Origin of the sequence: Candidatus Enterococcus murrayae (assembly GCF_017315985.1) — a bacterium.
GTDB classification, from domain to species: domain Bacteria; phylum Bacillota; class Bacilli; order Lactobacillales; family Enterococcaceae; genus Enterococcus_A; species Enterococcus_A murrayae.
In genome coordinates this window covers 21,023-47,389 of sequence record NZ_JAFLVR010000065.1, presented here as the reverse complement: position 1 = coordinate 47,389, position 26,367 = coordinate 21,023, and the positions used below count along the sequence as shown (strand labels likewise).

The window sequence follows — 26,367 nt, the reverse complement described above, 5'->3', positions numbered from 1 at the left end:
TGCCTAACGATAATAATTTAATCGATTCTCTAGTTGCTTCAAGACAACTGACGTAACTCCTGTCAATGCCAAATAAATAATTGCTACTCCGAATAGCGGAAGTAATGTCGTGTCTCGTTCCATCGCGATTTTACCAGCGCGCATCACATCAGACAATCCAAGAATGTAAACAAGGGATGTATCCTTCACTAGATTGATGACTTCATTCCCAACGGATGGTAATACGATTTTAACAACCTGAGGAATAATGATTCGTGTAATCGTTTGAATGGGAGTTAAGCCAATAACTTTTGACGCTTCGTATTGTCCTAATGGAATCGATTGAATCCCGCCGCGGAAAATCTCAGCATAATACGCCGCATAGTTCAACACAAACGCAAAAAGTGCAGCTTCAAATCGATCAAAGATAATGCCAACTAGCGGCAATCCATAAAAGACAAAAATCAATTGTAATAATAATGGAGTCCCTCGCATGATCCAAACGTAAAAACGCAAGATCCATTGTAATGGTCTAAAACGACTAGCTAAGCCAAATGATAATAAAATTCCTAACGGCAGCGAGCCTAATATTGTATAAGCAAATAATTTCAGTGTTGTTGTCGCCCCTTGTAATAATTGAGGCATGACTTCGATCAAATAATTCATTCCAATATCCCTCCATGTTATCGAAAGTTGTACGGCCTTTCGATGCTTCTTAATCGTGACTTTGCTGTTTTATTAAGGTGGAAATTGCTAGTGGCAGATAGCTTCGTTCATTAATCACTAAAATTCCACTCTTCGTTCTCCCAGCAGAACGAACTCACAAAAAACGCCCTCTGGTATCTCTACCAGAGGACGTTAACTACGCGGTTCCACCTCATCTTTGTCCCTTCCTCGCGAAAAGAACCTCTATGGGTCAGTTGCCTCATCAGTGAAATAAAAAAGTCCTTTAGCCGCTAGGGCTAAAGGACGTAATTACGTGGTTCCACCTTTTTTTCACCGTCGTCTCGCAACGAACGGTCTCAACTGGTCAATCTGACCTCTGCGCTAACGGGCTCTCCCGGACCAGCCTACTGATTTCAGCTGATCGACTCAAAGATGTGGTTCACAAATCATTGCTGTCTCTTTTCACCGGCCAGAGACTCTCTGAGAACAAATAAAATGCTACTCTTCTTTTCATTGTCGTTTGATTAAGTTGAGTCATACTTTACACGCCTTTAAAGCATTTGTCAATAACGAACCTTCATCTTTTTATCATTTTTCTCAAATTTAGTTTTTAGAAACAAACTGAAATTTTGTCCAAGGCTTCAAGAAATCCAGCATAATCAATTCTTCCTGCGGAATTTTGCCGACTAAATTTTTCCGTGGATCACTATGGGGTTCTAAAACAATCTGTAATTCATTTTTATACTTCCCAAAATCATCGTTGCCTACAACAACATCACCGACTTGAAACTCTTGCGTATTATCATGTACAGGATTAGGAACATCCGCATACTTTACTCGCACCATCGTTGATCGAACCGTTGCGGCAGTGATATCCCCCCGACGGAAATGCTTTGGATCAGCAACGATTTTACGTTCAATCTCTGTTGCTTCCGGGACAAATTCGATTCCTAAACTTACTTTATAGCGATCAACAGCGGCTACTTTTTCTAATTCTTCATCAGAGGCATAGGCATTTCCGATAATCACTGTATCAATCAATCCGGTAGCAAACATGTGGCGTGCCTGCAAATCAATCGGTAAATGACGGTGCATCTCTAAAGTTGGCAATCCGTCATTGACATCCCATGGACCATATTCCGCATCATGGCTTGTGACAAAGGCCGCGGTCTTGATGCCATGACCTTTGAAGCGTTCGCTGCAGCTGATGAAGAAGTCATAAGGCAAAGCAGAGCCTTCCTGCGGATAAAAATTATGACAGCCATAAATGAATGGCTCATTCGCTTCATAGGACAAAATATTATCGAGATAGGCAACATTGTTACTCATATTCAGCTCAATCGCTAAGCCTTCTGGATTATAGCTCAGCATCGCTTCCTTATTTCCATCGAAGCCTTCATCTAAACGAATCCCCTCAGCGCCAAGTTCTGCAAAGAAGCTTAAGTCGTCATAAGAAATCCCTAAATCATCAAAAATTGATGGTGCGATATCTAAGACTGTCTCAAAACCTAACTCCTTCGCATAGCGGATAATGCTGCCAAATTTTTCACTGACCTTTTCTTTGCCTTCAGTTACTTCCAGCATGCTCATAAAAATTCTAGTATAGCCGAGCTCTGCTGCCTTCTTGATATAATCACGATCCGCCTGCGGATCACTATGATCGGGATATACTGAAATACCTAATTCACGTTTCACTTATTTTCCTCCTCTATCGATTAGTCTTCTAAGCCGTTTCTTTCGGCTACCGCTTTGAACCAGTGTCCAGATTTTTTAACCGTTTTGATTTGAGTATGGATATTATTTGAAATAAATCCGTAACGGTTTTTGTATGAGTTTAACCAAGACCAGCAATCGATCGGGGTCCACATATGGTAGCCGAAGCAATTCGAGCCTTCTTCGATTCCCTTATGGAGCCATTCCAAATGTTCCTGTACAAAATCAATCCGATAATCATCTTCAATCATCCCATCAGAATTTTTAAAGCGTTCTTCATTGGAGACACCCATACCATTTTCCGATACATACCATGGAATATTCTTGTAGTTTTCTTTGATGTTCACAGCAATATCATACAAGGCTTTTGGATAGATTTCCCAGCCGCGATCCAAGTTCACACGACGACCTGGCATGTCATAAGCATCATAGTAGCGATCCGGCATCCATGCTCCTACTGAATTCGGTGCCACATCAGGTGCCTTCACTCGATTTGGATGATAGAAGTTCACACCCAAGAAATCAACCGTATTATTTTTCAAAATTTCTTTTTCTTCATCGTTTGTTTCCCATAAAACTTTGTCTTTCGTTAACAACTCTTCCAATTCCGCAGGAAAATGTCCATAGATCGCCGGTTCCAAGAACATTTTATTGTTCCAAAGTTCAGCGATCCGTGCTGCTTCTTGATCCTCTGGCGCATCTGAGGCAGCGTAAGTCGGTGTAAGATTTAAAATCGTACCAATTTGCGCATCATCGATTGCCATTTTTCGGAATGCTTGTATAGCTTTCGCAGAAGCCAAATTTAAGTTATAGGCGACCTGTACCGCTTTTTTTCCATCAACAATATTAGGGTAGTGGAATTGGAATAAGTATTCTCCTTCTACCACAACCATCGGTTCATTGTGAGTCGTCCAAAATTTAACGCGATCACCAAACAATTCAAAGCATTTCTCAGCAAAACCAACATATAGCTCCACTACTTTCTTCGATTCCCAGCCACCATATTTGTCATACAATTCTACTGGCAAATCAAAATGGTGCAGATTCATTGTTGGTGTCATACCTTCAGCTAGCATCGTATCGATCACATTGTTATAAAAGTCTACTGCATCTTGATTGACTGTGTTTGTTTCTAAATCATCAATCAATCGGCTCCACTGAATGCTTGTCCGCAAGCTGTTCATACCAATCGAACGCATCATTTGAATATCTTCTTTGTAGCTATTGTAAAAATTTGATGCTACATCAGGACCAACTTGATTATGGAATTTCTCTGGTTCGATTTCAAAATGATAGTCGAAGACATTCGCATGTTTTTTGTTAAAGCGTCCTTCACTTTGCGGGCCAGATGTTGCGGCACCCCACCAGAAATTCTTTGGAAAAGTTTTCATTGTAAATCTCCTTCTTCATACTAAGGTATTCGTTTTTCTCTATGGAAAAATTAGTTTGATTTTCGTCACATCTACCATTCCACTGATGAATAGAAAGCTCACAGTGTAACTGGCAGTCTAACTTAATTTTAAAACTATTATTTTTGTACTCTGCTAAAGTTAGGAAGAAAAGCTGGCAAAACAGGGGCTAGGGATCAAATGATCGATCCATAACCCCTCTTTTGTTATCAATTATGCTTCAACTACTTTTTTTAACTCTTGTCTTGTTGCCAATGATACAAATGGAACGTAAATTACGATAGAGATTAATACGTTAACTGCTGCCAAGATTGCACCTGAGAAGCTTTGAGTTGCCAAGAATCCTCCGATGATTGGTGGTGTTACCCATGGTGGCATAACTGTCGCTGCTGGCACCCAGCCAAAGCTTGTTGCAAAGTACGCTGTTGATACACAAATCATTGGTGTTATGATGAATGGAATAAACATAATTGGGTTCAATACTAATGGTAAACCAAACATCAATGGTTCATTGATATTGAAGATACCAGGAGCGGCTGCCAAGTTGTTTACAACCATAAACGGTTTGTTTTTACGTCCAACTAAATAAATAGCGATGATTAAACCAATCGTTACACCCGTACCACCCATGTTTACAAATGAATCGATGAATGGTTTGTTAACGATATAAGGAGCTGCTTTTCCAGCTGCAAGAGCAGCATTGTTTGCTTCAATAGCAGGAGCATTGATTGCTTGCATGAATGGATCGATCATGTTGGCACCGTGTAAACCAAAGAACCATAAGAACGGTGTAATGAATGCGATCAATAATGCTGAACCGTAAGAATTTGCCAAGCCCATGAATGGTTCTTGAACCAATGCATAGAATTCAGCGAACATATCTTCAACACCAAATCCGGCAATAATTGCTGCAATTAAACCAAAGATTGAGATAGTAATCATAGCTGGGAATAAAGATGCGAATGAACGTGCAACTGCTGGCGGCACGCCGTCTGGCATTTTAACGATTAATTTTTCATTTCCAACTAAACGAGTGAAGATTTCTGCAACAATGATACCAACGATCAATGCTACGAACAAACCAGAAGAGTTCATCCCACTAGTAGCTGCACCTAAAGTGAAGAAAGAGGCTACTGATACAATACCTGTACCTACTGGGTCTTTACCATAATGATGTGCTAAGTTATAAGCCACAAGGAAAGCGATTAAAACTGACAGAACACCAAATGTTCCGTTCCAAACTGCTCCACCGAAGCCTTTCCATGCTTCACCGCCGAAAATGCCGTTCATAAAGTTTTGGAAGGCCGGAATTGGCAGGTTGTTAAGCATTACCGCTAACGCACCTAAGATCATCAGCGGCATAGTTACTGTAAAGGCATCCCGAATTGCAATCAAATGACGTTGGTTACCGATTTTTGATGCGTGCGGGATAAAGTGTTTCTCCATAAAATTAATAAATCCATCCATTTTTGTGTTCCCCCTATTTTAAAAATAATCGTAAAAACTTTGTCGACCTTTTGGAAAAATTTCAGTCGGACACTCTTTCGCGGCTATGAATTTGCCAAGAAAGATTCCTTCAGCTAGCGTTAATTCTCCCAATAATAATTCACTCCACCCATGAATCGAAGCTTTAATATCGCCTGCTTGCTGTACTTTTTGACAATTCCCCTGACTGATTAGCCAGCTACCAACATTCCAAGGACATTCCTTATCTTCAGTTACTTCTATAATAATTTCTTTTTGGTAAATCGGAATTTTCGGTAATAATTGCTCAATGTCAATAATTCGACTCATCATGTAAGGCTCTAAAGTAATCGTCAAATGTTCTTGCTCACGAAAACATTTCTCAATAATTTCATGAACAGGAGCGTGATAAAGAAATTCTTCAAATGATGAGACATGGGATTTCAAATACGTTAGCAATTTTCGCAGTGCAAGTTCGTTTTCATAAGCAAGCTCGTCTACTACCAGCGTGTTGCCTTGCATTCGATAAATAATGTAGCCTTTTGCTTCACCAGCATCATCAAATGCCGTAGCGTAAAAGCGGTGTGGGTAGTACTCATTTAGGCGTTCCCACCACCAATCTTCGCGAACGACTGTTCCGACTTGCTGCTGTTTTAATAAGCGTTGATAAATTGATTGGATCATCGGCTTCATCTGCTGCCAGGTTCCACGTTTGACATTCCCCCTTTTTTCACTTGTCAAATAGTTAAAGGCTAGCGCTGGAATGCGATAGGTCTTCCTGCGGCTCGTAGGCTCGTAGCCAAATTGACGATAAAAATCTTCAGCGAAAGGGGCTAGCTGTGAGACCGCTACTCCTTGTTGATAAAGATCTGTCAAAAGATCAGCCATAATACTGCTGATACCGCCTTTGCCTCGATATTCTGGATAGCTAGCCACATAGCCAACACCAGCCATTTTGACTCTTTGTTGAAAAAGTTGAATCTCAAAATGATTCGCCATTACTAAATTAGTCAATTCATCGTCTTGATAAACACCATAAGCATCAGCGTGTTTATACCGAGATAAAAAAAGCGGATCATTGATGATTGGTTGCTGTTTTCTAAAAGCGTATTCAATTAAACCTGTGATCGCTTTCAACGATTCTTGATCACGAGCTAATTTCACGGGATCACTTCCTATTCGTTCCCCAAACGTTTATAAAGATCTACTACTTCTTTAGCCATGTCATTAAAGGTAATACTGGTCATTAAGTGGTCTTGACTGTGAACAGCTAAAAGTGTCACTGTCATTGGATTTCCACTTGCTTCTTCAGTCAGCAGCCCTGTTTGAGAATGATGTGCTTCGACTAAAGCTTGATCTGCCGCTGCAAGTTTTTCTTGAGCTAGTGTGAAGTTGCCCTCTTTAGCTGCTTGAATCGCTTCCATAGCATCGCTCTTAGCATTGCCGGCATTGATAATCAATCCCATCACTGCTTCCAATTGTTCCTGACTCATTGTTTCGCTCATTTGCTTAGCTCCCCTTCTTCTAATTCTTTATTTCATAAGATTAAGTGCAGTACCTAGAACAGCTTCACCATTCATCATGCCGTAATCTTTCATATCGATAACATCAACTGGAATACCTTTATCAGCTAGTTTTGTTTCAAATTGACCCTTCATAAAACGAACTTGAGGTCCTAATAATAATACGTCAACTGGCTTGCTTGCATCTTCTAATTTTGCGTCTGCTTCTGAAGCGGATACTGCGAAGATATCTGACTCTAATCCTTGGTCAGCCGCTGCTTTTTCCATCTTTGTTACTAATAAACTAGTGCTCATTCCTGCTGCACAAACTAACATAATTCTTTTCATAATTGCCACTCCTCAAATTTTTTATTGTACACTTTATATAAAGCAAGTCCCGTGCCAACTTTTCCGTCGCACAGAAGCTGCCGTGATAAGGTTTTCATATTACACACAAAAAAACTAGGATTACACACTGTGCAATCCTAGTTCAATTCGATTATCTTCAAGCGTTTTAACAATGTAAGCGATATCGTCTTCAGTAAAACGAACATCAAATTGTTTCTCAATCAACGATAGGTTGGCGGCGGTTTGATTAAAACGCAGTCGGTGCTGCTGGTGGAAATATTTCACGTTCTCAAAGGTTGGCCGATCCTCACCCTTCTTTATTTTATCTACTAAGAAAGCAATGTGCACACTCAATGCCTGCATCGCCGTATTCTCAATAATCAGCTCCTGATCTTTGCGGATCAATTGTAAAACATCATCAATCAGCAAAAAGAGCGTTTTAACATCCAATTCGGGTGAGAAGTTTTTTGTCAAAGAGTCGACCATCTCAGGAAGTGTAATCGTACTGCCAAGCAAATCCTGAAACTCTAAAATCTTATCTCGCTTGAATAAATTCATAGCTGGAATAAATGGAATCTTTTGATAATGGATCTCCATCGTCCCCACAATCGCCACGATATCCTTGTGTGTGATCAGCTGATCGATGCGATGCTTGAAGCTTTCACGTTCTAATGACTGCATCTGAATGACCTCGAACTCATCCAAATTGACGATTTGAGAAACGACTTCATTCAAGCGCTTAGAAACACCTTCTCCAGTAAAGCACGCCACAATGATGACTTTCTTCTCATCTTTTTGTGTCGGCTCTTCTAGACGGACCATCGTTTGGAACATTGAAATGACACTTGTATAGATTTCTTCTAATGAACGGCCCAAGGTTGCCAAACGAATACTTTCTAATACTAGCATCGTGCTCGTCATAGAAATCACCCGCGTACGGATGCCCATTTCATGGAAGATTAGGTTACCGAAATTATTGGGCGAGCCCATATCCGTCAAGAGAATGATTCCTTCCGAGAACTCATCCCTTTTTCCTTGAATATAATTTTTAATCTGACCATACATTTTTTCAGTGTTCAACGTTAAAGGCATGTTAAAAGCAATACCATGTGTAGTCCCTAAAAGCTCCTGAACAGTTTCTAACATACTTGAAGCCGTCGATTTCCCATGCATGACGACTAGCACAGCTACTTGCCGCTCATCTACTTTTTGCTGCTCTTGATTATCCATGGTTAGAAACATTGTGATAAAGCCAATCTCATCTAACGGTATCATAATATTGTAGGCTTCCTCGATACGATTGGACAATTCGATCGCTAACTGGAACTCCTTCGAATAATTACGGCGGATGTCATTCAGATTAGGATGAGAAATAAACTGATTGCCGCGAATCCGTTCAATCGTCGAATTGATATGGAGTGCAAAAGCGAAACGCACCTTCTCGTCATAATCCCGATTCATTTGAACAGAAGCAAAATCATAAAGTTCATTTACCAGCTTCCATAGATCATCAGAGATGATTTCTCGATAGGCGTTGCTGTGAGAAAGCTCTTCAACATAAGTCTCAAAATATTGATCCACATCATCAGAAATCAATTCCTCTAAATCGATCTCTGACAAGTTTTCACGACCAAGCTTTTCCAATTTGTAGGTAATTGAATGATAGACTTCCATATCTTTATTCGGGTCTTGTCCCCAAACAACTTCTTCTGTGCCCGGTTTCAAGGTCAAATAAAGGTTCCTCTTATCCATAAAAGGCGTCAACTTGTCTTGGACTTCATTCATTCTTAATAGACCCTTTTGTACTACTAACGGCAAATCTTCTTCTACGATCATCAACTTTTCTGAGTCACTATTGGTTTGATGATGAAGAAATGCTTTCGCACAAACTAATTTCAAGTCCCGTTTTAATTGTCCGATATTTCCTTCTGCATTATATAGAAGAAACGCCAGTAAGCTTCGCTTGTCAATCGCGATCTCCTGCATCAGCCGATTTGCCTCTTGTTGAAGAAATTCTTTGATGATAGCAAGTCGCTCATCCAAAGATCGTTCCGCTAAAGAAGGCAGCTCGATCTGCATAGGTATCCGCCGATTAAAAGTCGATAAAAACATTGAACTAGTTTCTGTCGTTGCGCCAATGATCTGTACGGATGCTTGTTTCTCCTGACCATCTCCCAAAGAACGAAACGTCCCTTTATCGATAAAGGTAAAGAGCATCTCTTGCCCTTCTGGCGGTAATCGATGAATTTCATCTAAGAACAAAATTCCACCATCGGCTTGCTCCATCAACCCCACTCGTGTTTCTTCCGCACCAGTAAAGGCTCCTCGCTTCACGCCAAAAATGTGGCCGTAAAGAAGTTGAGGATTTTGCGCATAATCCGCACAGTTGAATGTGACAAACGGCGCGTTTTCATCTAAAACTTTAGCCGAAACGGCAAAGCGATACATACACTCCGCAAACATTGTTTTACCGGTGCCCGTTTCTCCAAAAATAATCGTATGTAATCCGCGGGGCGGATATAAAATAGCCGCTTTTGATTTTTGTATCTGACTCTTCAAAGAATCCTCGCGACCAATCAAATTATCAAAGTTAATATGTCCCTCTGTTGACACTGCAGCGATTTTAAATTTTACTGGGCGTCCATCAATTTTCTTGACTGTTCCATCCTTTGTCAGCTCATTCAAATAGCGGCTAACATTTGTACGGTCAACTCCCATTTGATCTGCCAGCTCTTGGGCAGTCTGTTCGTTAGGATTTGCTCTCAAAGCTTCTAACACTTCATCTTTTCTTGATTTCAAAAAAATCCCTCCCGAAAGTGGTATAAACCATTTACATTGTAACCCTTTTCTTTTTGAATTTCTACTAAATGTCATTCAAAATAATCAAATCATTTTAACGATCCGAATAACCTCTCTGGGTAGAATCGCTCCCCAGTGTATATTTTAAATCATTTCCTATTGTAGATAGTAAAAATAAAACAATTCTAAAAAATAATCTGATTTATTTAAAAAAAACACCTAAAACTAAAAATGTTTTAGATGTTTTTCTTCTAATTTTTATTTTCCATGGCAGCCTTCAATGCTGCTGCAAGAGGACTTTCTTGTGGTTCTTCTTGGTCATTGATTTTTTTCAATAACCGCCGTTCTTCGTGCTTCGTCATTTTCTTCGAGCGTTCTTTCTTATCTAACATCTTTTCTGTCGTGCCGTCATACTTACAACGGAAGTAAGAACCATTTTTTCCATCAATGATCTCCATCTTGCGATGACATTGCGGACAACGATGATTCGATACTTTAGGATCTTTCCGGCGACGATAGCTACATTCTGGATTCGTACAATTGTAGATTTTACCATCGCGCGTATTTTTCTCTCGTAATGGTGAGCCGCACTCTGGGCACTTCTTCGCAGTGATCGAGAAGTCTTGGTATTTCTTATCGCTATGCTTCACTTCACTGACTAATTTCTTCGTATCAGCTTCGATTTCCTGCAAGAACTGTTTGCTGCTGTACTTGCCGTTGGCGATCGCTTCTAATTGTTTTTCCCATTTTTCTGTTAACTCTGGAGTTACCAGTGAAGGATTAACAAGCTCTAGTAATTGCTTGCCTTTTGGCGAAACTAATAATCCTGTATTTGTTCGCTCCATCAATTCAGATTTAATCAGTTTTTCGATGATCTCCGCACGAGTTGCTGGCGTTCCCAAACTGTGTTTTTCCATCTGAGCCAACAAGGTACCCTCATTCAAAGGCTTCGGCGGCGTAGTCAACGCTTTTTCGATCGTAAAGTTCGGTACGATCTTCATGCCATCGGAAAATTGAATTACTTTTTTAGCTTCTTCAATCGGCTTCCAGCCCGCCACTAATACTTTATTTTGACGAAAGGTAAAGGTTTCTTTTTGGAAAGTCACTGTTACCTTCTGTTGACTTTCTTTATGAGCCTCCGCAAATAAGCCTAAGAAACGAGTGACGATCATATTATAGATTCGTTGTTCGTCTGTCGATAATTTTTCAAAGCGCGGACGTTGCTCTGTCGGCAATAACGCGTGATGGTCTGACACTTTGCTATCATTGAAAACTCGTTGCTGTTTGACCTGTGCGCCATTTTTGATATATGTCTTTACTTCCGGCGCAAAATCAACCACTGCCTGCAGACGTTCCTTCATTGTTGCCTTCATGTCATTAGTCAGATATTTACTGTCCGTTCGTGGATAGGTCACAATTTTGTGTGTTTCATATAAGCTTTGAACCAGCGACAATGTTTTCTTTGCAGAAAACTGATAGCGAGCATTCGCTTCTCGTTGTATTTCTGTTAGATCATATGGCAGCGGTGCAGGTTCAGTTTTTTCTTTTTCCGTAATATCAGTCACGGTACCTTTTTGCTGCGACAGCTCTTTGACTAATTTTTCAGCAGTCTCGCGTTCTGTGATCCCGTAAGGATTTTTTTGATTTAATTTAGCTTTTTGTCCATCGACTTCTAAAGAAACCACAAAATAATTCTGCGGACGAAATTTCTCAATTTTCTTTTCTTGCTGGCGTACCATCGCAAGCGTCGGTGTCTGCACTCGTCCTGCTGATAAGCTGTCTTCATACTTAACCGTTAACGCTCGAGTAACATTTAATCCAACAAGCCAGTCCGCTTTTGCCCGCGCTAAAGCGGAGTAGTATAAATTATCATACTCCTTGGCAGACTTCAATTTTTTGAAGCCATCTTTGATTGCCTTATCGGTTTGCGAAGAGATCCATAGACGTTTGACCGGCTTTTCAAATCTCACATACTCTAAAATCCAGCGTGCGACTAGTTCTCCTTCACGCCCAGCATCCGTGGCGATCACGGCTTCGGAGATATCCTTCCGTTTTGCTAGTTGTTGAATTGATTTTAATTGTCCTCGGGTTTTCGGTAATGGCTTAATCCCAATGTTTTTTGGGATCATTGGCAATGTCTCCATCTGCCAGCTTTGCCATTCTTTATTTAAATCCTCTGGCATTTTTAAGCCTAATAAATGACCAAGGGCCCAAGTCACAACAACATTGGGTCCTTCAAAGTAATTTTTATTCTTTTGATTGGCGTTAAGCACCTTGCTCAAGTCTCTTGCAACGCTTGGCTTTTCCGCTATAATTAGCTGTTTCATAAAATTCCTTTCTGCTGTCAACCGTCAACGGCTGCTCATCCTTTAATAGCGCAAGACCCCAGTACTGCTGTAAATAGTCATCACACTCTTCACACCAGCGTTCATCTTGATCTTTCCAAAATGCGCTTAAATAATTATGTTTTGCATTACTATATGTATTGGTCTTTTGGAGCTCACTCCAACGATGTTCATAATATGCTACAGCCGCGTCAAATTCATCAAAAGCTGCGGTCTCTTGAATATCTTCCTGCCACTCTTCAAAGAACCACCAAGGTTCATTGTCACCATACATTGTTATTACTTGATACATCCCGCTACCCTTCTTTCCATCTCAATCATAAGTATCATGAAATAAAAATTCAAGAAAAATGTTTCCGGCTGGCACAAGTTAAAAGAAAAAATCCAATCTACATAGAAATTTGCAGAAGAATATTGCCTTTTTCTTAATTATATCCTAACACAAAGCGGCATAATTTTACATGTCCCTTAAGAGAGTTATAATGAAAAAAGTTTTTGATAATTTCATGAATTTTGAAAGAAGGCCTTTTTATTTGAGTAAAATCAAAACTAAATTATTTCAGCCTCGTCCAACTTGGCAAAAAAATTTGATCGTTTTGTGGTTCGGTACTTTTATGGCTGGTATCGGCTTCAGTCTTGTAATGCCATTTATGTCCTTATACATAGATAGCTTGGGCAGCTACAGCAACCAGCAATTAAACTTTTGGAGCGGGATTACTTTTTCCTCCACCTTCTTAATCACAGCAATCGTTTCACCCTTATGGGGACGGCTAGCCGATCAAAAAGGAAGAAAACTAATGCTGTTACGTGCTTCTTTAGGTATGGCGATCGTTATCAGCTTGATGGGAACTGTTGGAAATGTCTATCAACTGATTGGACTGCGTTTACTTCAAGGTGTCTTCTCAGGTTATATCAGTAATGCGACTGCTCTGGTTGCGACAGGGACACCTCGTGAAAAGAGTGGACAAGTTCTCGGTACATTAGCAACTGGTGCTGTAACCGGGAACTTGTTGGGTACTTTAGTTGGCGGTGTAACTGCCTCGGTTTTCGGCTACCGTCCAACCTTTTTTATTACGGGCAGTATTCTATTTTTAGTCTTTCTGCTTAGTCTGATATTCGTTCATGAAGAATTTACTCCTGTTGAGAAAAAAGATATGCTTCCCGCAAAAGAAATTTTTCACACTTTAAAGTATCCGCATGTCATCATCGGCATGTTCGTGACAACGCTGATTATTCAGGCGTCGAATAATTCGATCAGCCCAATCATCAGCTTATACATACGGCAGCTGATGCATAACCACGGCAACATTACCTTGATCAGTGGTGTAATCGCATCGATTCCAGGTATTGCGACCTTGATCGCAGCTCCGCGGTTTGGACGTCTCGGTGATCGAATCGGCAGTGAAAAAGTATTAGGCATCGGTTTGATTTTTGCCATGCTTGTCTTCTTGCCCATGTCGATCGTTACAAATGTTTGGCAGCTCGCTTTTCTGCGTTTTCTAGTCGGCATTTCCGATGCCTGTCTATTACCGGCTGTTCAAGCATTGATCACAAAATATTCCCCACAAGAAGCTGCTGGGAGAATTTTCAGCTACAATCAATCTTTCCAAGCAGCCGGAAATGTTGTTGGGCCGATGATTGGTTCAAGCGTTTCCTCTCTCTTTGGTTATCGCGGTGTCTTTGTTTCAACTTCAGCATTAGTTTTGACCAACTATCTATTGGTTCACCACAATACCAAAGAAATCGCTCGAAACTACCATCCTACGCAAGAAACACATTAATAGCCAAGACATATTAATGGCAACTTTTTCGTTAGTTTCTTATACTAATAGATGATTCTAATGAAAGAAGTGAACAATATGCTTGATGGACAATTAAAGTTTTTAGACTTTTTCCTAAACAACACGATTGAGGGAAAAGAAGATGAGGCAAAGGAAATTCTGATTAAAAGTTTCGCAGATCAAGAAACCGAGGCTCTGAGCCTGCAAGATTTCAAAAAACTACAAGAAAAACTATTTCCTTTGATTAAACCTGAAAAACTGAATGAAGTAAAAGTTGCAATGGCGCATTTCGCCCAAAGCCTCGCCTAGAGAAAAAGTAGCCGCTATCAGATTTCGATAGTGACTACTTTTTATTATGCTTCATTTTCTGAATAAACAGTTAAACTCGGAAAGAATAAATCTTTATTTGTCACAATAATCAAACCCGAGATACTAATAATCACAAAAGTCTGAATACAACTTGTCCATTCCGTCATTTGAGTGGATGTCTGCATGAAGTTCAAGAAAATGTGGAAAAGGATCAGCGCCATCGTACTACGATTACTTTTTACATAAAGCCAGTTTAAAATGATCCCTAATGGAATGATGCTCACAAAATAATTCACTGCAAACCAAGGATTTTCCTGCAATAGTAAATTCATTGAATAATTCTTTACAAACATCAACGGCAAATGCCAAATCGACCATAAGAAGCCAAACATCAATGAGCCAGCAAATAGGTTGAAACGACTCAACAAGGCGTCTACACCATAGCCGCGCCAGCCAATTTCCTCTAAGATCGGAGCAATGAGCATAACCATCAATACTGGAATTGACCCTGCTGAGAATTTGAAGTCTTCCGATAATTGCAGTTGACTGATTGATCCGCCGAAAAGTAATGAAATTAAAATTGCTGCTATAACGGATGATCTCATGATCAAACAGATCTTTACTAATGGAGCCAGATTAACCTTTTTTACATCGAACAAGCGCTGAAAGAAATCTTTTCTAATTCCTCGGTTCTTTGGTGATGCAATGAAGGCGATTGTGACAAGTACTGGCGCAAATAATCCCGGGATCAAAAAAATCGAATAGAAGTTTGGATCTGAATGATTATAACTAAGATAAGCCGCAATCAACCAACTTCCCCATGTGATCAAGAACACCCAACTAAAAAATTTCCCTGGTTTATATCCATTCGCTTCTACTTCATTTTTCATCATTTTAATTCCTCCTATATTTTTCAGTTATTAACTGATCTCAGTATAGAAGGAAAACTAGAGGATTTAGGCAAAATGTAACGTTTTGCCCTTTTTCATGTAACAAGTCACCTTTTCTTTTAATTAGGTTCCCAAATCGACAGTTCTAAACGAAAAGAATGCTCCTTAGCCTCATAAAATAGATCACCGTGATATTTTTCAGTAATGGCTTGAATACTTTTCACGCCAAAACCATGTTCCAAGGCCTTTTTCTTTTGCGTTTTAAAATCACTGACCTGTTCCGCTGTGCTATTTTCAATTTCTAGTACCAGCATATGATTGAAGTATATTAGCTTCAGCTCTATTTTTCGTTCCTGCGAACATCTCTGACAAGCTTCAATCGCATTATCGATTGCATTGCCGATCAATGCACCTAGATCACGCAGCTCAAATTTCAGCTCGGCAGGAACCTTTACCTCGAACTCCGTTTGGATATTACTTTCCTGAGCACGCTGATATTTATTACTCAATAATTGATTGATACTGCTGTTCTGAGTAAATTGACACGCTTCTTCCTTAAGCACATCACCAAGCAGCTTCTCGATTTGCTTTTCCGATTCCTCATCATTCGTCACTAAAGTCAATAATTGATTCTTTAAATCATGACGAATCGCTCGAATTTTCTTTTGGTGATTTTCCATTTGCTGATAATATTCTTCTCTGTGAGCAAATTCTTGCACCAGAAAAAGATTTTCATAATTCTCTTTTTCCAATTTTTGATAGATCTCAAACACGATAAAATGTACCAAATTGATTACCGCAAATAAAGCCACTACCATAAAAAAACGAACATCGTTGTCTTGCGTTTCTTGCTCAACAAAAACCGGATAAATTATAAAAAATAAACTTGTCATAAAAGGAACGATTACCTGCAATAAATAAAAACCAGTTTTCCCTTGAACAGCCAGCGGAGCCTTGCGTTTTGACCGCAGGAGAAAAACCATAATTAATTGGACGAATTGACTAGCAAAGATCCCGCCATAAGCGTAGGAGGGCTGATTCGAGTCAAAATAGTTTACGCCAAAAAGACTTTGAATGATCAAATAGATAAAGAAATCGAAGACCAGCACAAGGATCATCGAGAGAAAAATCAGCAAGAATTTCGTGGCATCTCTACCTTTAAAAAAGAAATAGCTGATACTATACATTAGACAGACATACGTAACAATATTTATCAGCATATAAAATGACCCGAAAGACAGATACAAAGGACTACAATTTCTGATCAAATAAGCAGCTGTCACCACTAAAATTGCGACGACACCTCTCAGCTTATGCTTTTTCCAATAATCAATTGAATGCCCCGTTAAGTAGCATGAAAAGAAAACACTAACGATAAAAACATCATTAACTGATTTAACGAGTTCTAATAAAATGAAAAGATTCATTCCTTTGTCCTCATCAATACATAATTCCGATACGCCCTTTGAAAAGCTGGATGGTATTTCTTCGTAATCGTGATTTCTCTTCCCGATTGCATAACAAGCCCCTCTCCACTTTTCATTTGAATATAGTCCATATTAATCACGAATGAATGATGAATCTGTGTGAACAATTGTGGCGATATCTTATCAATGACTTCCTTCATCGTACCGTAATATTCGTACTCCTCACCAGTCTTTAAATGAATGATCATCTTTCGTTTCATGCTTTCGAAGTATTCCACTTCACCTAAATAAATCGTATAAACCTTTTTTTGGATCGTAAACTGTAGAATCATTTTCCTTAAAGAAAGCTGATCGATTGCTTTCATTAAGACTTTTTTGACTTTGATCTCATCGATCGGCTTAATCAAGTAATGAAATGCATTCACTTCAAAAGCCTCAGGCATCCATTCCGCATGGCTTGTGATAAAGATGATGATCGCCTGCTGATCTTTTTCACGAATGATACGTGCGACCTCAAAACCGTCCAATGATTTATCTCGACGTCTAATAAGTATATTTGGAACGTAGACTCTTCTTTTACTAAGTGATTTACCAATGATTCTCCTGAGAAAAACGCCTCATAACTAAATTGATTCGGGTCATTCTCAAAAAAGGAAAGCAGCAATGTTTCGATCTGACCAACGATTTTAGGATTATCATCACAAATAGCTATATTCATTATTCCCTCCACTTCATTTTTGTCATGAAAAACTCTTGAATTAAGTATCCTTCATTTGATTCTAATAAACAAGAACCCAAACAAAAAAACGACCCTCTGTAAGAGTCGTTTCCCAGTTTATTCTGCTACTGTTTTCTCAGCTGTTTTTACATCCACATTAAAGAGTGACCGCAAGCATTTCGTTGCCACCATCACACCTAAGCCTAATAATAAGAAGGCAAAGACTAGCTGCAAGCCATCTGATAGGAACACAAATTGTCCAGCGGCAGGAGCTGCCGGGATCGTTACAAGATAATGCGTCGCATTGAGTAACTTCGTAATCAATCCATAAATCGACATTCCTAATGCCGTAAAGGTTACTGCTAACATGATTCCCATTGGAATATAGAACATAACACCTGATTTTTTCGATGTCTTCATGTAGACCGCTACAGCGATCATAACCATCGCAGCCAACAATTGATTGGCAGAACCGAATAAAGGCCAAACGCTGTTATAGCCGCCCAACGCTAAAACGAAGCCAACGCCTAAGGTAACTACAGTCGCTATATATTTATTCGTCAGCATTTTGGCTAAGCCTTTTTGTTCTACGCCCTCTTCATAAAAGAATTCTTGCAGCGACATTCGGCCGATCCGAGCAACTGAGTCCAGCGAAGTTAAAGCCAATGCTGAAACACACATCGTCATGAAAGCTTGTGCAATATTCAATGGCAAACCAAATTTTGTCAAAAAGCCGGCAACTGAACCAGAAAAAATTTGAAAAGGTGTTCCCGCAGGTAATTGTCCATTTTGAGCGACCGCTCCTGCAACTACTAAAGCGACTACAGCCAATACACATTCACACATCATTGCGCCGTAGCTGATTGGACGCATATGCTTTTCATTCGAGACCTGTTTAGATGAAGTTCCTGAAGAAACCAAGCTGTGGAATCCAGAAACAGCCCCGCAGGCAACCGTAATAAACAAAATCGGGAATAAGTATTTCACATTCCCTGTTGCATCTTGTACAGCGAAGCCATTGAAGGCATTCAATTCTACCATCGGTGCTTCCACTAGAAGACCTAAAACAGCGGCGATGATCATTCCCAACAGCATATAGGTGCTAAGAAAATCACGCGGCGCCATCAATAACCAAATCGGCATAACTGAAGCCAAGAATAAATAGGCAAAGACAATCAACAGCCAAGTTTGTTTATCAGCAAAGATCGGGAACATAATACCAACAGCAAGTGTTGCCAATAAGACTGCGATTCCAAAAGCATGCATGGCAATTCCTTTTAAATGAACCTTTTTCATAAAAAAGCCGACTAATACTGCAGAAACGATGAACAGCATCGAAATCGAAGCTGCCGAAGCATTTGCTGTATTCACTGCTGCCGGGACATCTGGCGTGATTCCATTAAAGGTTGTCGCAACAATATCACCAAAAGCCGCGATAACTAAAAGAGCAAACAGCCAGCAGAATAATAGAAACAGCTTTTTACCAACTTTTCCAATATATTTTTCAATGATCAGACCAATCGATTTTCCTTCATTTTTTACCGAAGCATACAATGCGCCAAAATCATGGACGGCTCCGAAAAATATCCCGCCAAATAGAATCCATAAAAATGCCGGCAGCCAGCCAAACATTGCTGCGATGATTGGACCTGTGACTGGTCCAGCACCAGTAATTGATGAAAACTGATGACTAAATACCACAAACGCCGGTTCAGGAACATAATCATCTCCATCTTCCAGCGCTACCGCAGGGGTCACTGCCTTGGGATTGATCCCCCACTTCTTCTCCAACCAACGGGAATAGATAAAATAGGCAGCAACAAAACAAATAATAGCAAATACTAATAGAACAACACCGTTCATAAACCCACCCAACTCTCTTCATTTTATAATAAATATTTAATTAGTATATTCCCACAATTACATGAGGATGTAAAGAGAATCATTCTAATTTTCAAGAATTTTCTGTAAATATAGCTGAAACAAAAAAATAGGACCACTCATAACAGAGTAGTCCCAGTTTCCTATCGATAATTAAACATATTGTAATTCCTTAGTTTCTTGATAAGCATGGTCGATCAATCCACCGCCTAAGCATTCCATGCCGTCGTAGAAAACAACAGCTTGTCCTGGTGTAATTGCTCGAACTGGATCATCAAAAATCACTTCCGCACGCTCGTTTTCTAGTAGGCGAACCGTTACTGGAACATCCTGCTGACGATAGCGGAATTTCGCTGTACATTTGAATTCTGTCGGGTATTTCTCATTCGTTGTGAAATGAATTTCACTGGCATCCAAACTAGTCGCATACAATGCTTCATGATGAAAGCCTTGACCAACATACAAGGTATTGGTAGATAAGTCTTTACCAACAACAAACCATGGATCGTTGGTTTTTCCGCCGCCGCCGATTCCTAGACCTTGGCGTTGACCGATGGTGTAATACATCAAACCATCATGTGTTCCTTTTTCTTCCCCATCTAAGGTCATCATCTTCCCCTTTTTAGCAGGCAGATAGTTGCTTAAAAATTGTTTGAAATTCTTTTCACCGATGAAGCAGACACCGGTTGAATCTTTTTTCTTCGCAGTAGCCAGCCCAGCTCGTTCAGCGATTGCTCGAACTTCTGGTTTTTGCATGCCGCCTAGTGGAAACATCGTTTTCGCTAATTGTTCCTGCGATAACTGACTCAAGAAATAGGTTTGATCCTTATTGTTATCCACTCCCCGAAGCATGTGCACGACACCATTTTCGTCTTTTTCAACTTGGGCATAATGACCCGTTGCCACATAATCCGCACCTAGCTCCAGCGCATAATCCAAGAAAGCTTTGAATTTGATTTCCTTGTTACACATGACATCTGGATTCGGCGTGCGGCCTGCACGGTATTCTGCTAAGAAATATTCAAAGACACGGTCCCAATATTCCTTCTCAAAATTGACAGAATAATAAGGAATGCCGATTTGGGCAGCGACTTTCGCTACATCCTTATAATCTTCTGTTGCGGTACAAACACCATTTTCATCAGTGTCGTCCCAATTTTTCATAAAAATGCCGACTACATCATAGCCTTGTTCCTTTAACAACAAAGCTGTTACTGATGAATCGACGCCGCCGCTCATTCCTACGACGACTCGTGTGTTGCTGTTAGACACAGTATCACCATCATTTCAATATAGATTCCGAAAACTCTACGATTTGAAGGTCGCAACTTTTCAGTAATACGCATTATACAACATAAATCCTAATTTTTCGATAAATAATTTTCGAGCAAAAATTTCTCTTGTTCTTTTGTATTGTTTGTATTAATATAAATAATACAAAGGAGGTTAATTAAATGATTCTAGAAATTGATCCTCATTCAGACGAACCAATCTATCTACAGTTGCGAAAACAGATTATTATCGGAATCGCAAAAGGAGAATTAAATCCCAATGAGCAATTGCCTACAGTGCGACAGATTGCGGATGAAATTGGGGTAAATACGATGACCGTGTCGAAAGGCTATCAGCAATTACGTGAAGAGGGTTATTTGTTGACGGATCGGCGCAAAGGAACGATCGTTGCTTCCTTACCTGTCGACTCAAGAAAGACTAGCGATAAGAATTTGACGCTCTTATTAGCAGAGCTTTACTTAGCTGAACCAGATGAAACGAAACTCCAAGAAAAAATTCAAGTAATTTTATCTTCCTTTAGAAAGGACAAACTATAATGATGTCATTAATGATTCTAATTATCTTGATAGCATGTAACTTTATTATGGCTTTTGTCAGCAGTCTTGCTGCCAAACCGCACAATTACGTGATTATCGAAAATACGTTTCCTGCGGATAAAATCGATGACCCTAAAGTTATTCATTTTGCAAAAAAGTACCGTGAGCGTCAATTTCAATTGGCCTTTATTTTGTCGTTTCTTGACTTAGGCTTGTTGATCCCGATGAAGGACTCTAGTTTTATGCTGCTTTTCTTCCTTCTTTTGTATGCAACGATTGGCGCAAATTATTTGACCACGATTCGTTACATCCGCAAAGGACATCAATTGATCATTGATAATGATTGGCAGCTGACGACCCAACCAATCCAGATTGATACGAAGCTGGTACTTGAAAAAAATCGCAAGCTGGTTTCACCATGGTGGTTCTCGGTATCGTTGGTTCTGATTCTTTTATTGAATGCACTAGTTTATCAGCAAGGTATGCGCGATATGGGGCTGATGCTTCTGGGGATCAATGTGCTAGTTTGGGGTTCCTTATTTTTCACTTGGCGAGCTATTGGTCGTTTACCTGTTCGCGCCTTAACCAATGATCAACAGATCAACCAGCAATACAATGATTTGACTAAATTCTATTGGTCCAGTCTCTCTGTTTTTATGAGCGGCCTGATCAGCTTGATCGTCTACATTCCATTATTGACCATGACTATGAACGCCAAGTTCTTTAGCTTCATGATGATCCTAGAATTGATAATGATTCTTCTTTTGTGTGGTGCATCGCTTTGGTGGCTGATCAGCCTTCGACAAAAACAGGATCGATTATTGACGAGCACCACTACTTTTCGTTATTCCGGTGATGATTATTATTGGCGATACGGCTTGTACTACAATCCAGACGATAGACGTTTGATGGTTCCTGACCGGATCGGCATGAATCTTTCAGTCAACTTGGGGAAAATAGGCGGAAAAATCCTTGTCGCTCTTGTCGCTGTGATTCTCGTCGTTGCGATGGTCATTGCGGTTGTTCCATTATATATTCTGGATTACCATCCAGATCCGCTTAGCTATGAAGTAAAAGATGAAGCAGTCGTACTCGACGGTCCTTTTATCAAAGAACAAAAAATTCCATTTGCTCAAATCGAAGAAGTGGAATTGGTTAATCATCTGCCATTTCGTGGTATTCGCACAAACGGCTTTGCAACAGAAAACTACGCAACCGGCCACTACCGATTAGATGGGAAACCTGCTATTTTATTTGTGGATCACGATTCTAAACCCATTTTAAAAATCGTTACAAAGGATCGCAATTACTTTTATACAAATAAAAAGCCGGTAGAGACAAAGAAGCTTTATCAAAAAATCCACCAATCTGGAAATTAAAAAACAGCAAGACCTTTTCCCTGACTGTAGGAAAAGTCTTGCTGTTCTTATTTTGTTAGTCCACTGTCCCAATACGATTTGGCGGCCAAAAAACAAATTTTACATTAGTCAAAACGGCTTCTTCATCAATCATGCCAATGATGCGGCCATCCTTTGAAATGCGGCGATTATCCCCCAAGACAAACAGCTGACCCGCAGGAACCTTTTCGTAACCAAACAAGCTTTGCAAATCAAAATCATTCGTTAATGGTTGACCATCGGTTAATTTGCCTTTGAACTCATCCAGATAAGACTCCTCATACTTCTTTCCATTAATATACAGCTGATCATTCTTATATGCCACTGTATCTCCCGGTAAACCAATCACACGTTTGACATAATCCCTTCCTGGGTCATCTGGCGCTGGAAAAGTGACGATGTCAAAACGTTCAATCTCAGCAAGCTTCAATCCAAACATCCGCTCTCCATCATTGATCGTCGGCTTCATCGAATCCCCAATCGCCTCAACCGGTGAAAAAACATAATGCCGTAATGCGATAACCGCACCAACCATGACCACATAAAAAAGAATCGATTTCGCAATTTCTTTTACTTTCATCATTTACCCCCTTAAAAATATCTTCGTTAGCCATTACTTTCAATTTACCATAGAGCTTCTGTTGCGGATAGTTTAAATGGTAATTCTTATTAAAACAAAAAATAGAAAAAGACAGTCCTGCCTCCTTCTACTTTAATTTCTTTATCTCCGCTTCTTTATAATTGGCGATTTCATCGATTAAGTTCTCAGAAATCGGTGTGCCGAATGGGAGCGGTGTTTTAAGAAAACCACGTTCCGGAGCATCCACACCAACATTGATGTCTTCTGCAATCGGCATACTATAATTATGGATATGTCCATGCAGGTTACGGATATTCAATGTTTTTCCTAAGAGCATTGGATAGTGAGTCAGATAATATTGATGATGATTGAACTTGACGATTGCACCTACGTCATGGAATTCGAACTTATCCTCACTATTGGCAAGCTTTGGGTCATGAGTTTCTAAATACCTGAAAAATGTTCGAGAATCATGATTGCCCTTGATAAAAACAATCTTCCCTTTTAATTGCACTAATTGCTCCAAAATATCGGGAAAGCCTTTTTCGTATTGCGGATGCATTGCCACATCGCCTAAATGATAGACAGTATCCTTTTCATTCACGACTGCATTCCACGCGTGGATCATTTGTTGATTCATCTTTTCGACAGAATCAAATAAGCGCGGCGCAAAATCATTGTCGCCTAAAAGATTTTCGTGAAAATAATGTGTGTCTGATATAAAATATTTCATTCTGATCACCTACAAACGAATTCTGATTCTTTCTTATATTTTACCATCTCTGCCAAAAAAATGCGCTTGAACCGCCGTCAATCAGAAAAAGAAGACCACCAACTCATACTTGGTAGCCTTGCTTTTGTAAAAGTGCTTGATATTTTAATTTGATAATCGTAATAACTGCTTCTAATTGAGTCAGGTCTTCAACCTTTGTCGCATCGAATTCTTTTGTCCGTTTAAAAGATTTCCCCGTATCAATCAAATGGAAGATTTGGTTCCATTTTTCAAATTCAGAAAGGTTGTTGAGATTCGCGATCGGAAAAGCGGCACCATCACAAATTTCCCATAGACGGAAGACCAAAAAGGCTGTATCGATCACTTCCATCTTTCCTTTTTTCTTCCTACATGCAACAATCACTTTTTCAGGATTATACTCCAGATACCAATCTAGGAGAATAAAAAAAGCCTCCCAACGATAGCTGTCGCGGAACATTTTTTGCGTGTCGGGCATATCACGAAAAATCAGCGGAACTAAGTATTTCTTTTTATACTTCCAACAAGGAATCCCGTCAATGAAGTAATCAACATAACGAGTCAAGTAGCTGTTTCCTTCATAGTCGCTGATATAATAATCCTCTACACCATATTTTTGGAACTCTTTCGTCAGATTGGCACAGTCTTCAATTGAGACGGTCAGCCCTGACAAGAGACGGAAATCAGAAATAATTTTGTGATGCTCGATTGTATGTACCTTGTGAACCAACTTCTCACCTTCGTTTCCAACAAATTTCTTAGTATTAGTGTACCATAATCTTTCCAAAATTAAGCTTTTAAGCGTTAAAAAGATTTAGAAAAAAAGGTGAATATAGAAAAAAGAAAGCGGATTATAATTGTACCGCCTGTTAATGAGCTGCCAACTAAAAAAATAGTCATTATATCTAATGATTAAATAACCATCGTTTTAATTTCTGCGCAAAAAAAGAACGGATCTTATCTGTATAGATAAAATCCGTCTTAAACTTAAACTTCTTTTTTTACAAACAATCCACGGTCAATCATTCCATCCAGCAGGAAGTAGAATTTTTCCTGAACCATTTCTTGTTTCGAATCTTTAAAGATATCAACAGCTTTTAATCCGTTAGCAGTCGTTACCGACATTTTCAACGTACTGAGATCTTTTGATACCGTGATTTTTAACTTGAAGCCTTCTTTACTTTGGGGTGTTGCTTGTAGTGGACGGATCAATTGAAAATTACCCGAACTAGTCTCAGTAAAACCATTATCTCGCAATGTATACTTTTTAGCAGTCGGTGCTAATTCATATTGGTATTTTGACCCTTTGATCGTCGCTGTTTTTGCAAATGCCATTTACTCACCTCATCATTTTTTCTTTCATTCTTAATTATAAAGATAAGTAACTGTCATTTCAATCTACTTTGCTAGTTCTTGCAAACTAGCCACTAGCTGATTCGCAAAGTATTCTATCTGTTCTATGGTATTTCCATAACCAAAGCTTACACGCACCGATTCTTTTACTTCCTGCGCATTCTTTCCATACATCGCTTCCAACACATGGGATGGATCAACCGTACCGGCCGTACAAGCCGAACCTGTAGAAACTGCGATCCCTCGTAAATCCAGCTTCATCAATAATAAATCATTGATAATTCCAGCAAAACGAAGATTCAACACATGAGGCAGCTTGTTACTCAATTCGCCATTCACCTGATAATCAATGCCCGCTTGATCTAATGTCGTTAAAATCGTCTGAGTAAACTGATCATAGAGTGCACGACGTTTTTCTCGTTCCTCTTCAGTCAATAATTCAACAGCCTTCGCCAGTCCGCAAATACCTGCTAAGTTCTCAGTCCCTGCACGACGCTTCTCTTCTTGCTCACCGCCGCGAAGTAACGGCGCCAGCTTTGCTGCGTCACTTTTATATAGAAAACCAACACCCTTTGGTCCATTGATTTTATGGGCTGAGATACTTAAAAAATCAATCCCCAATTCATGAGGACGAATCCATTGATTTCCATAAGCCTGAACCGCATCCGTATGGAAATAAGCAGGGTGATCTTTTAATCGCTCGCCGATTTCCCTGATCGGCATCAAATTACCGATCTCATTGTTCCCATACATAATCGAAACTAAGGTCGTATCTGGTCGCAGCCTAGCTTCAAAATCATCTAATGAAATAGCTCCTTTGCGATCCACCGGCAGATAAGTCACTTCAAAACCCTGTGTTTCTAAATACTTCATCGTATTGATTACCGCCGGATGTTCAATCTGGGTCGTAATCAAATGCCGGCCTTCTTTTTGGCGTCCAAAGGCAGTCTCTAAAATCACTGTGTTATCGCCTTCGGTTCCGCCACTATTGAAGATAATCTCGTGATTTTTTACACCAAGACTCTTCCCAATAACTTCTCGTGCCTCTTCCAATTTGCTGGCAGCCTGTCGACCAAAAGAATGGACACTTGATGGATTACCAAACGTTTCCGCCATGACTTCTGTCATCGCCGCGATCACCTCTGGATGCATGGGACTCGTTGCTGCATGATCTAAATAAATAGTTTCCACAAACCTTCGAACCTTTCTTTATATGAAGTATTTCT

General features: G+C 39.8%; 24 protein-coding genes and 1 other annotated feature. Of the genes, 4 read left to right on the top strand and 20 right to left on the bottom strand.

Annotation, left to right across the window (positions count from 1 at the left end):
• Nucleotides 1-3 precede the first annotated feature (3 nt).
• The 10 genes from JZO85_RS20125 to JZO85_RS20080 form a co-directional block, all read right to left on the bottom strand.
• On the bottom strand, nt 4-645 hold the full coding sequence (locus JZO85_RS20125) for an amino acid ABC transporter permease (protein ID WP_207110302.1): 642 nt from the start codon (nt 643-645) through the stop codon (nt 4-6).
• 296 nt (nt 646-941) lie between these two features.
• Nucleotides 942-1,168, bottom strand: a binding site (T-box leader).
• Nucleotides 1,169-1,248: 80 nt separating this feature from the next.
• On the bottom strand, nt 1,249-2,340 hold the full coding sequence (locus JZO85_RS20120) for a MupG family TIM beta-alpha barrel fold protein (RefSeq protein WP_207110301.1): 1,092 nt from the start codon (nt 2,338-2,340) through the stop codon (nt 1,249-1,251).
• Between the two features lie 20 nt (nt 2,341-2,360).
• Nucleotides 2,361-3,749 (bottom strand): glycoside hydrolase family 1 protein, encoded by a 1,389-nt coding sequence (locus tag JZO85_RS20115; RefSeq protein ID WP_207110300.1) that lies wholly within the window; start codon nt 3,747-3,749, stop codon nt 2,361-2,363.
• A gap of 231 nt (nt 3,750-3,980) precedes the next feature.
• The gene (locus JZO85_RS20110; protein ID WP_207110299.1) at nt 3,981-5,234 is read right to left on the bottom strand and encodes a PTS sugar transporter subunit IIC; all 1,254 of its coding nucleotides are present in this window, start codon (nt 5,232-5,234) and stop codon (nt 3,981-3,983) included.
• 18 nt (nt 5,235-5,252) lie between these two features.
• Nucleotides 5,253-6,395 (bottom strand): GNAT family N-acetyltransferase, encoded by a 1,143-nt coding sequence (locus JZO85_RS20105; RefSeq protein WP_207110298.1) that lies wholly within the window; start codon nt 6,393-6,395, stop codon nt 5,253-5,255.
• Between the two features lie 11 nt (nt 6,396-6,406).
• Nucleotides 6,407-6,736 carry a PTS lactose/cellobiose transporter subunit IIA gene (locus JZO85_RS20100; protein WP_207110297.1) on the bottom strand — a complete coding sequence of 110 codons (330 nt, stop codon included), beginning with the start codon at nt 6,734-6,736 and terminating at the stop codon, nt 6,407-6,409.
• Nucleotides 6,737-6,763: 27 nt separating this feature from the next.
• Nucleotides 6,764-7,081, bottom strand: a complete 318-nt coding sequence (locus JZO85_RS20095) for a PTS sugar transporter subunit IIB (RefSeq protein ID WP_207110296.1) — start codon at nt 7,079-7,081, stop codon at nt 6,764-6,766.
• A 120-nt stretch (nt 7,082-7,201) separates the two neighbouring features.
• Nucleotides 7,202-9,880 (bottom strand): sigma-54-dependent transcriptional regulator, encoded by a 2,679-nt coding sequence (locus tag JZO85_RS20090; RefSeq protein WP_207110295.1) that lies wholly within the window; start codon nt 9,878-9,880, stop codon nt 7,202-7,204.
• A 251-nt stretch (nt 9,881-10,131) separates the two neighbouring features.
• Nucleotides 10,132-12,207 carry a DNA topoisomerase III gene (locus JZO85_RS20085; RefSeq protein ID WP_207110294.1) on the bottom strand — a complete coding sequence of 692 codons (2,076 nt, stop codon included), beginning with the start codon at nt 12,205-12,207 and terminating at the stop codon, nt 10,132-10,134.
• Nucleotides 12,146-12,517, bottom strand: a complete 372-nt coding sequence (locus JZO85_RS20080; RefSeq protein ID WP_207110293.1) for a DUF1033 family protein — start codon at nt 12,515-12,517, stop codon at nt 12,146-12,148. Before JZO85_RS20080 ends, JZO85_RS20085 begins: the two co-directional genes overlap by 62 nt.
• Before the next feature lie 241 nt (nt 12,518-12,758).
• Here JZO85_RS20080 and JZO85_RS20075 point away from each other — a divergent pair, with 241 nt between their 5' ends.
• Nucleotides 12,759-14,006, top strand: a complete 1,248-nt coding sequence (locus tag JZO85_RS20075; RefSeq protein ID WP_242550465.1) for a multidrug efflux MFS transporter — start codon at nt 12,759-12,761, stop codon at nt 14,004-14,006.
• Nucleotides 14,007-14,066: 60 nt separating this feature from the next.
• Nucleotides 14,067-14,315 (top strand): hypothetical protein, encoded by a 249-nt coding sequence (locus JZO85_RS20070; protein ID WP_242550464.1) that lies wholly within the window; start codon nt 14,067-14,069, stop codon nt 14,313-14,315.
• Between the two features lie 44 nt (nt 14,316-14,359).
• Here the strand turns inward: JZO85_RS20070 and JZO85_RS20065 are convergent, their stop codons facing one another.
• The 5 genes from JZO85_RS20065 to mnmA all read right to left on the bottom strand — a co-directional run bounded on the left by JZO85_RS20065 (nt 14,360) and on the right by mnmA (nt 20,503).
• Entirely contained in the window at nt 14,360-15,208 is an 849-nt protein-coding gene (locus JZO85_RS20065; protein ID WP_207110292.1) for a CPBP family intramembrane glutamic endopeptidase, read from the bottom strand.
• 116 nt (nt 15,209-15,324) lie between these two features.
• Nucleotides 15,325-16,632, bottom strand: coding sequence for a sensor histidine kinase (locus JZO85_RS20060; protein ID WP_207110291.1), 1,308 nt, complete (start codon nt 16,630-16,632; stop codon nt 15,325-15,327).
• The gene (locus tag JZO85_RS20055; protein WP_207110290.1) at nt 16,629-17,159 is read right to left on the bottom strand and encodes a LytR/AlgR family response regulator transcription factor; all 531 of its coding nucleotides are present in this window, start codon (nt 17,157-17,159) and stop codon (nt 16,629-16,631) included. Before JZO85_RS20055 ends, JZO85_RS20060 begins: the two co-directional genes overlap by 4 nt.
• Before the next feature lie 308 nt (nt 17,160-17,467).
• Nucleotides 17,468-19,213, bottom strand: a complete 1,746-nt coding sequence (locus JZO85_RS20050; RefSeq protein ID WP_207110289.1) for a carbon starvation CstA family protein — start codon at nt 19,211-19,213, stop codon at nt 17,468-17,470.
• 171 nt (nt 19,214-19,384) lie between these two features.
• Complete coding sequence (gene mnmA / locus JZO85_RS20045) at nt 19,385-20,503, bottom strand: tRNA 2-thiouridine(34) synthase MnmA (protein ID WP_207110288.1); 1,119 nt, start codon at nt 20,501-20,503, stop codon at nt 19,385-19,387.
• Between the two features lie 182 nt (nt 20,504-20,685).
• Between mnmA and JZO85_RS20040 the strand changes: the two genes are divergently transcribed.
• Nucleotides 20,686-21,060 carry a GntR family transcriptional regulator gene (locus JZO85_RS20040; RefSeq protein ID WP_207110287.1) on the top strand — a complete coding sequence of 125 codons (375 nt, stop codon included), beginning with the start codon at nt 20,686-20,688 and terminating at the stop codon, nt 21,058-21,060.
• Complete coding sequence (locus JZO85_RS20035; protein WP_207110286.1) at nt 21,060-22,439, top strand: PH domain-containing protein; 1,380 nt, start codon at nt 21,060-21,062, stop codon at nt 22,437-22,439. The genes JZO85_RS20040 and JZO85_RS20035 overlap by 1 nt, the downstream gene beginning before the upstream one ends.
• A 55-nt stretch (nt 22,440-22,494) precedes the next feature.
• On the opposite strand, the gene lepB is transcribed toward JZO85_RS20035, so the two are convergent.
• From lepB to JZO85_RS20010, 5 genes are all read right to left on the bottom strand, one after another.
• Nucleotides 22,495-23,037, bottom strand: a complete 543-nt coding sequence (gene lepB, locus JZO85_RS20030) for a signal peptidase I (RefSeq protein ID WP_207110285.1) — start codon at nt 23,035-23,037, stop codon at nt 22,495-22,497.
• Nucleotides 23,038-23,164: 127 nt separating this feature from the next.
• Complete coding sequence (locus tag JZO85_RS20025; protein ID WP_207110284.1) at nt 23,165-23,770, bottom strand: metallophosphoesterase family protein; 606 nt, start codon at nt 23,768-23,770, stop codon at nt 23,165-23,167.
• 103 nt (nt 23,771-23,873) lie between these two features.
• The gene (locus JZO85_RS20020) at nt 23,874-24,575 is read right to left on the bottom strand and encodes a hypothetical protein (protein WP_242550463.1); all 702 of its coding nucleotides are present in this window, start codon (nt 24,573-24,575) and stop codon (nt 23,874-23,876) included.
• A gap of 200 nt (nt 24,576-24,775) precedes the next feature.
• The gene (locus JZO85_RS20015) at nt 24,776-25,123 is read right to left on the bottom strand and encodes a DUF1831 domain-containing protein (RefSeq protein WP_207110283.1); all 348 of its coding nucleotides are present in this window, start codon (nt 25,121-25,123) and stop codon (nt 24,776-24,778) included.
• Between the two features lie 63 nt (nt 25,124-25,186).
• Nucleotides 25,187-26,332, bottom strand: a complete 1,146-nt coding sequence (locus JZO85_RS20010; protein ID WP_207110282.1) for an aminotransferase class V-fold PLP-dependent enzyme — start codon at nt 26,330-26,332, stop codon at nt 25,187-25,189.
• Nucleotides 26,333-26,367: the final 35 nt, after the last annotated feature.

Coding starts and splice junctions, on each gene's coding strand:
- JZO85_RS20125 (WP_207110302.1), bottom strand. CDS start 645: ATGAATTATTTGATCGAAGTCATGCCTCAATTATTACAAGGGGCGACA.
- JZO85_RS20115 (WP_207110300.1), bottom strand. CDS start 3,749: ATGAAAACTTTTCCAAAGAATTTCTGGTGGGGTGCCGCAACATCTGGC.
- JZO85_RS20110 (WP_207110299.1), bottom strand. CDS start 5,234: ATGGATGGATTTATTAATTTTATGGAGAAACACTTTATCCCGCACGCA.
- JZO85_RS20100 (WP_207110297.1), bottom strand. CDS start 6,736: ATGAGCGAAACAATGAGTCAGGAACAATTGGAAGCAGTGATGGGATTG.
- JZO85_RS20095 (WP_207110296.1), bottom strand. CDS start 7,081: ATGAAAAGAATTATGTTAGTTTGTGCAGCAGGAATGAGCACTAGTTTA.
- JZO85_RS20085 (WP_207110294.1), bottom strand. CDS start 12,207: ATGAAACAGCTAATTATAGCGGAAAAGCCAAGCGTTGCAAGAGACTTG.
- JZO85_RS20080 (WP_207110293.1), bottom strand. CDS start 12,517: ATGTATCAAGTAATAACAATGTATGGTGACAATGAACCTTGGTGGTTC.
- JZO85_RS20070 (WP_242550464.1), top strand. CDS start 14,067: ATGAAAGAAGTGAACAATATGCTTGATGGACAATTAAAGTTTTTAGAC.
- JZO85_RS20065 (WP_207110292.1), bottom strand. CDS start 15,208: ATGATGAAAAATGAAGTAGAAGCGAATGGATATAAACCAGGGAAATTT.
- JZO85_RS20060 (WP_207110291.1), bottom strand. CDS start 16,632: ATGAATCTTTTCATTTTATTAGAACTCGTTAAATCAGTTAATGATGTT.
- JZO85_RS20050 (WP_207110289.1), bottom strand. CDS start 19,213: ATGAACGGTGTTGTTCTATTAGTATTTGCTATTATTTGTTTTGTTGCT.
- JZO85_RS20040 (WP_207110287.1), top strand. CDS start 20,686: ATGATTCTAGAAATTGATCCTCATTCAGACGAACCAATCTATCTACAG.
- JZO85_RS20035 (WP_207110286.1), top strand. CDS start 21,060: ATGATGTCATTAATGATTCTAATTATCTTGATAGCATGTAACTTTATT.
- lepB (WP_207110285.1), bottom strand. CDS start 23,037: ATGAAAGTAAAAGAAATTGCGAAATCGATTCTTTTTTATGTGGTCATG.
- JZO85_RS20025 (WP_207110284.1), bottom strand. CDS start 23,770: ATGAAATATTTTATATCAGACACACATTATTTTCACGAAAATCTTTTA.
- JZO85_RS20015 (WP_207110283.1), bottom strand. CDS start 25,123: ATGGCATTTGCAAAAACAGCGACGATCAAAGGGTCAAAATACCAATAT.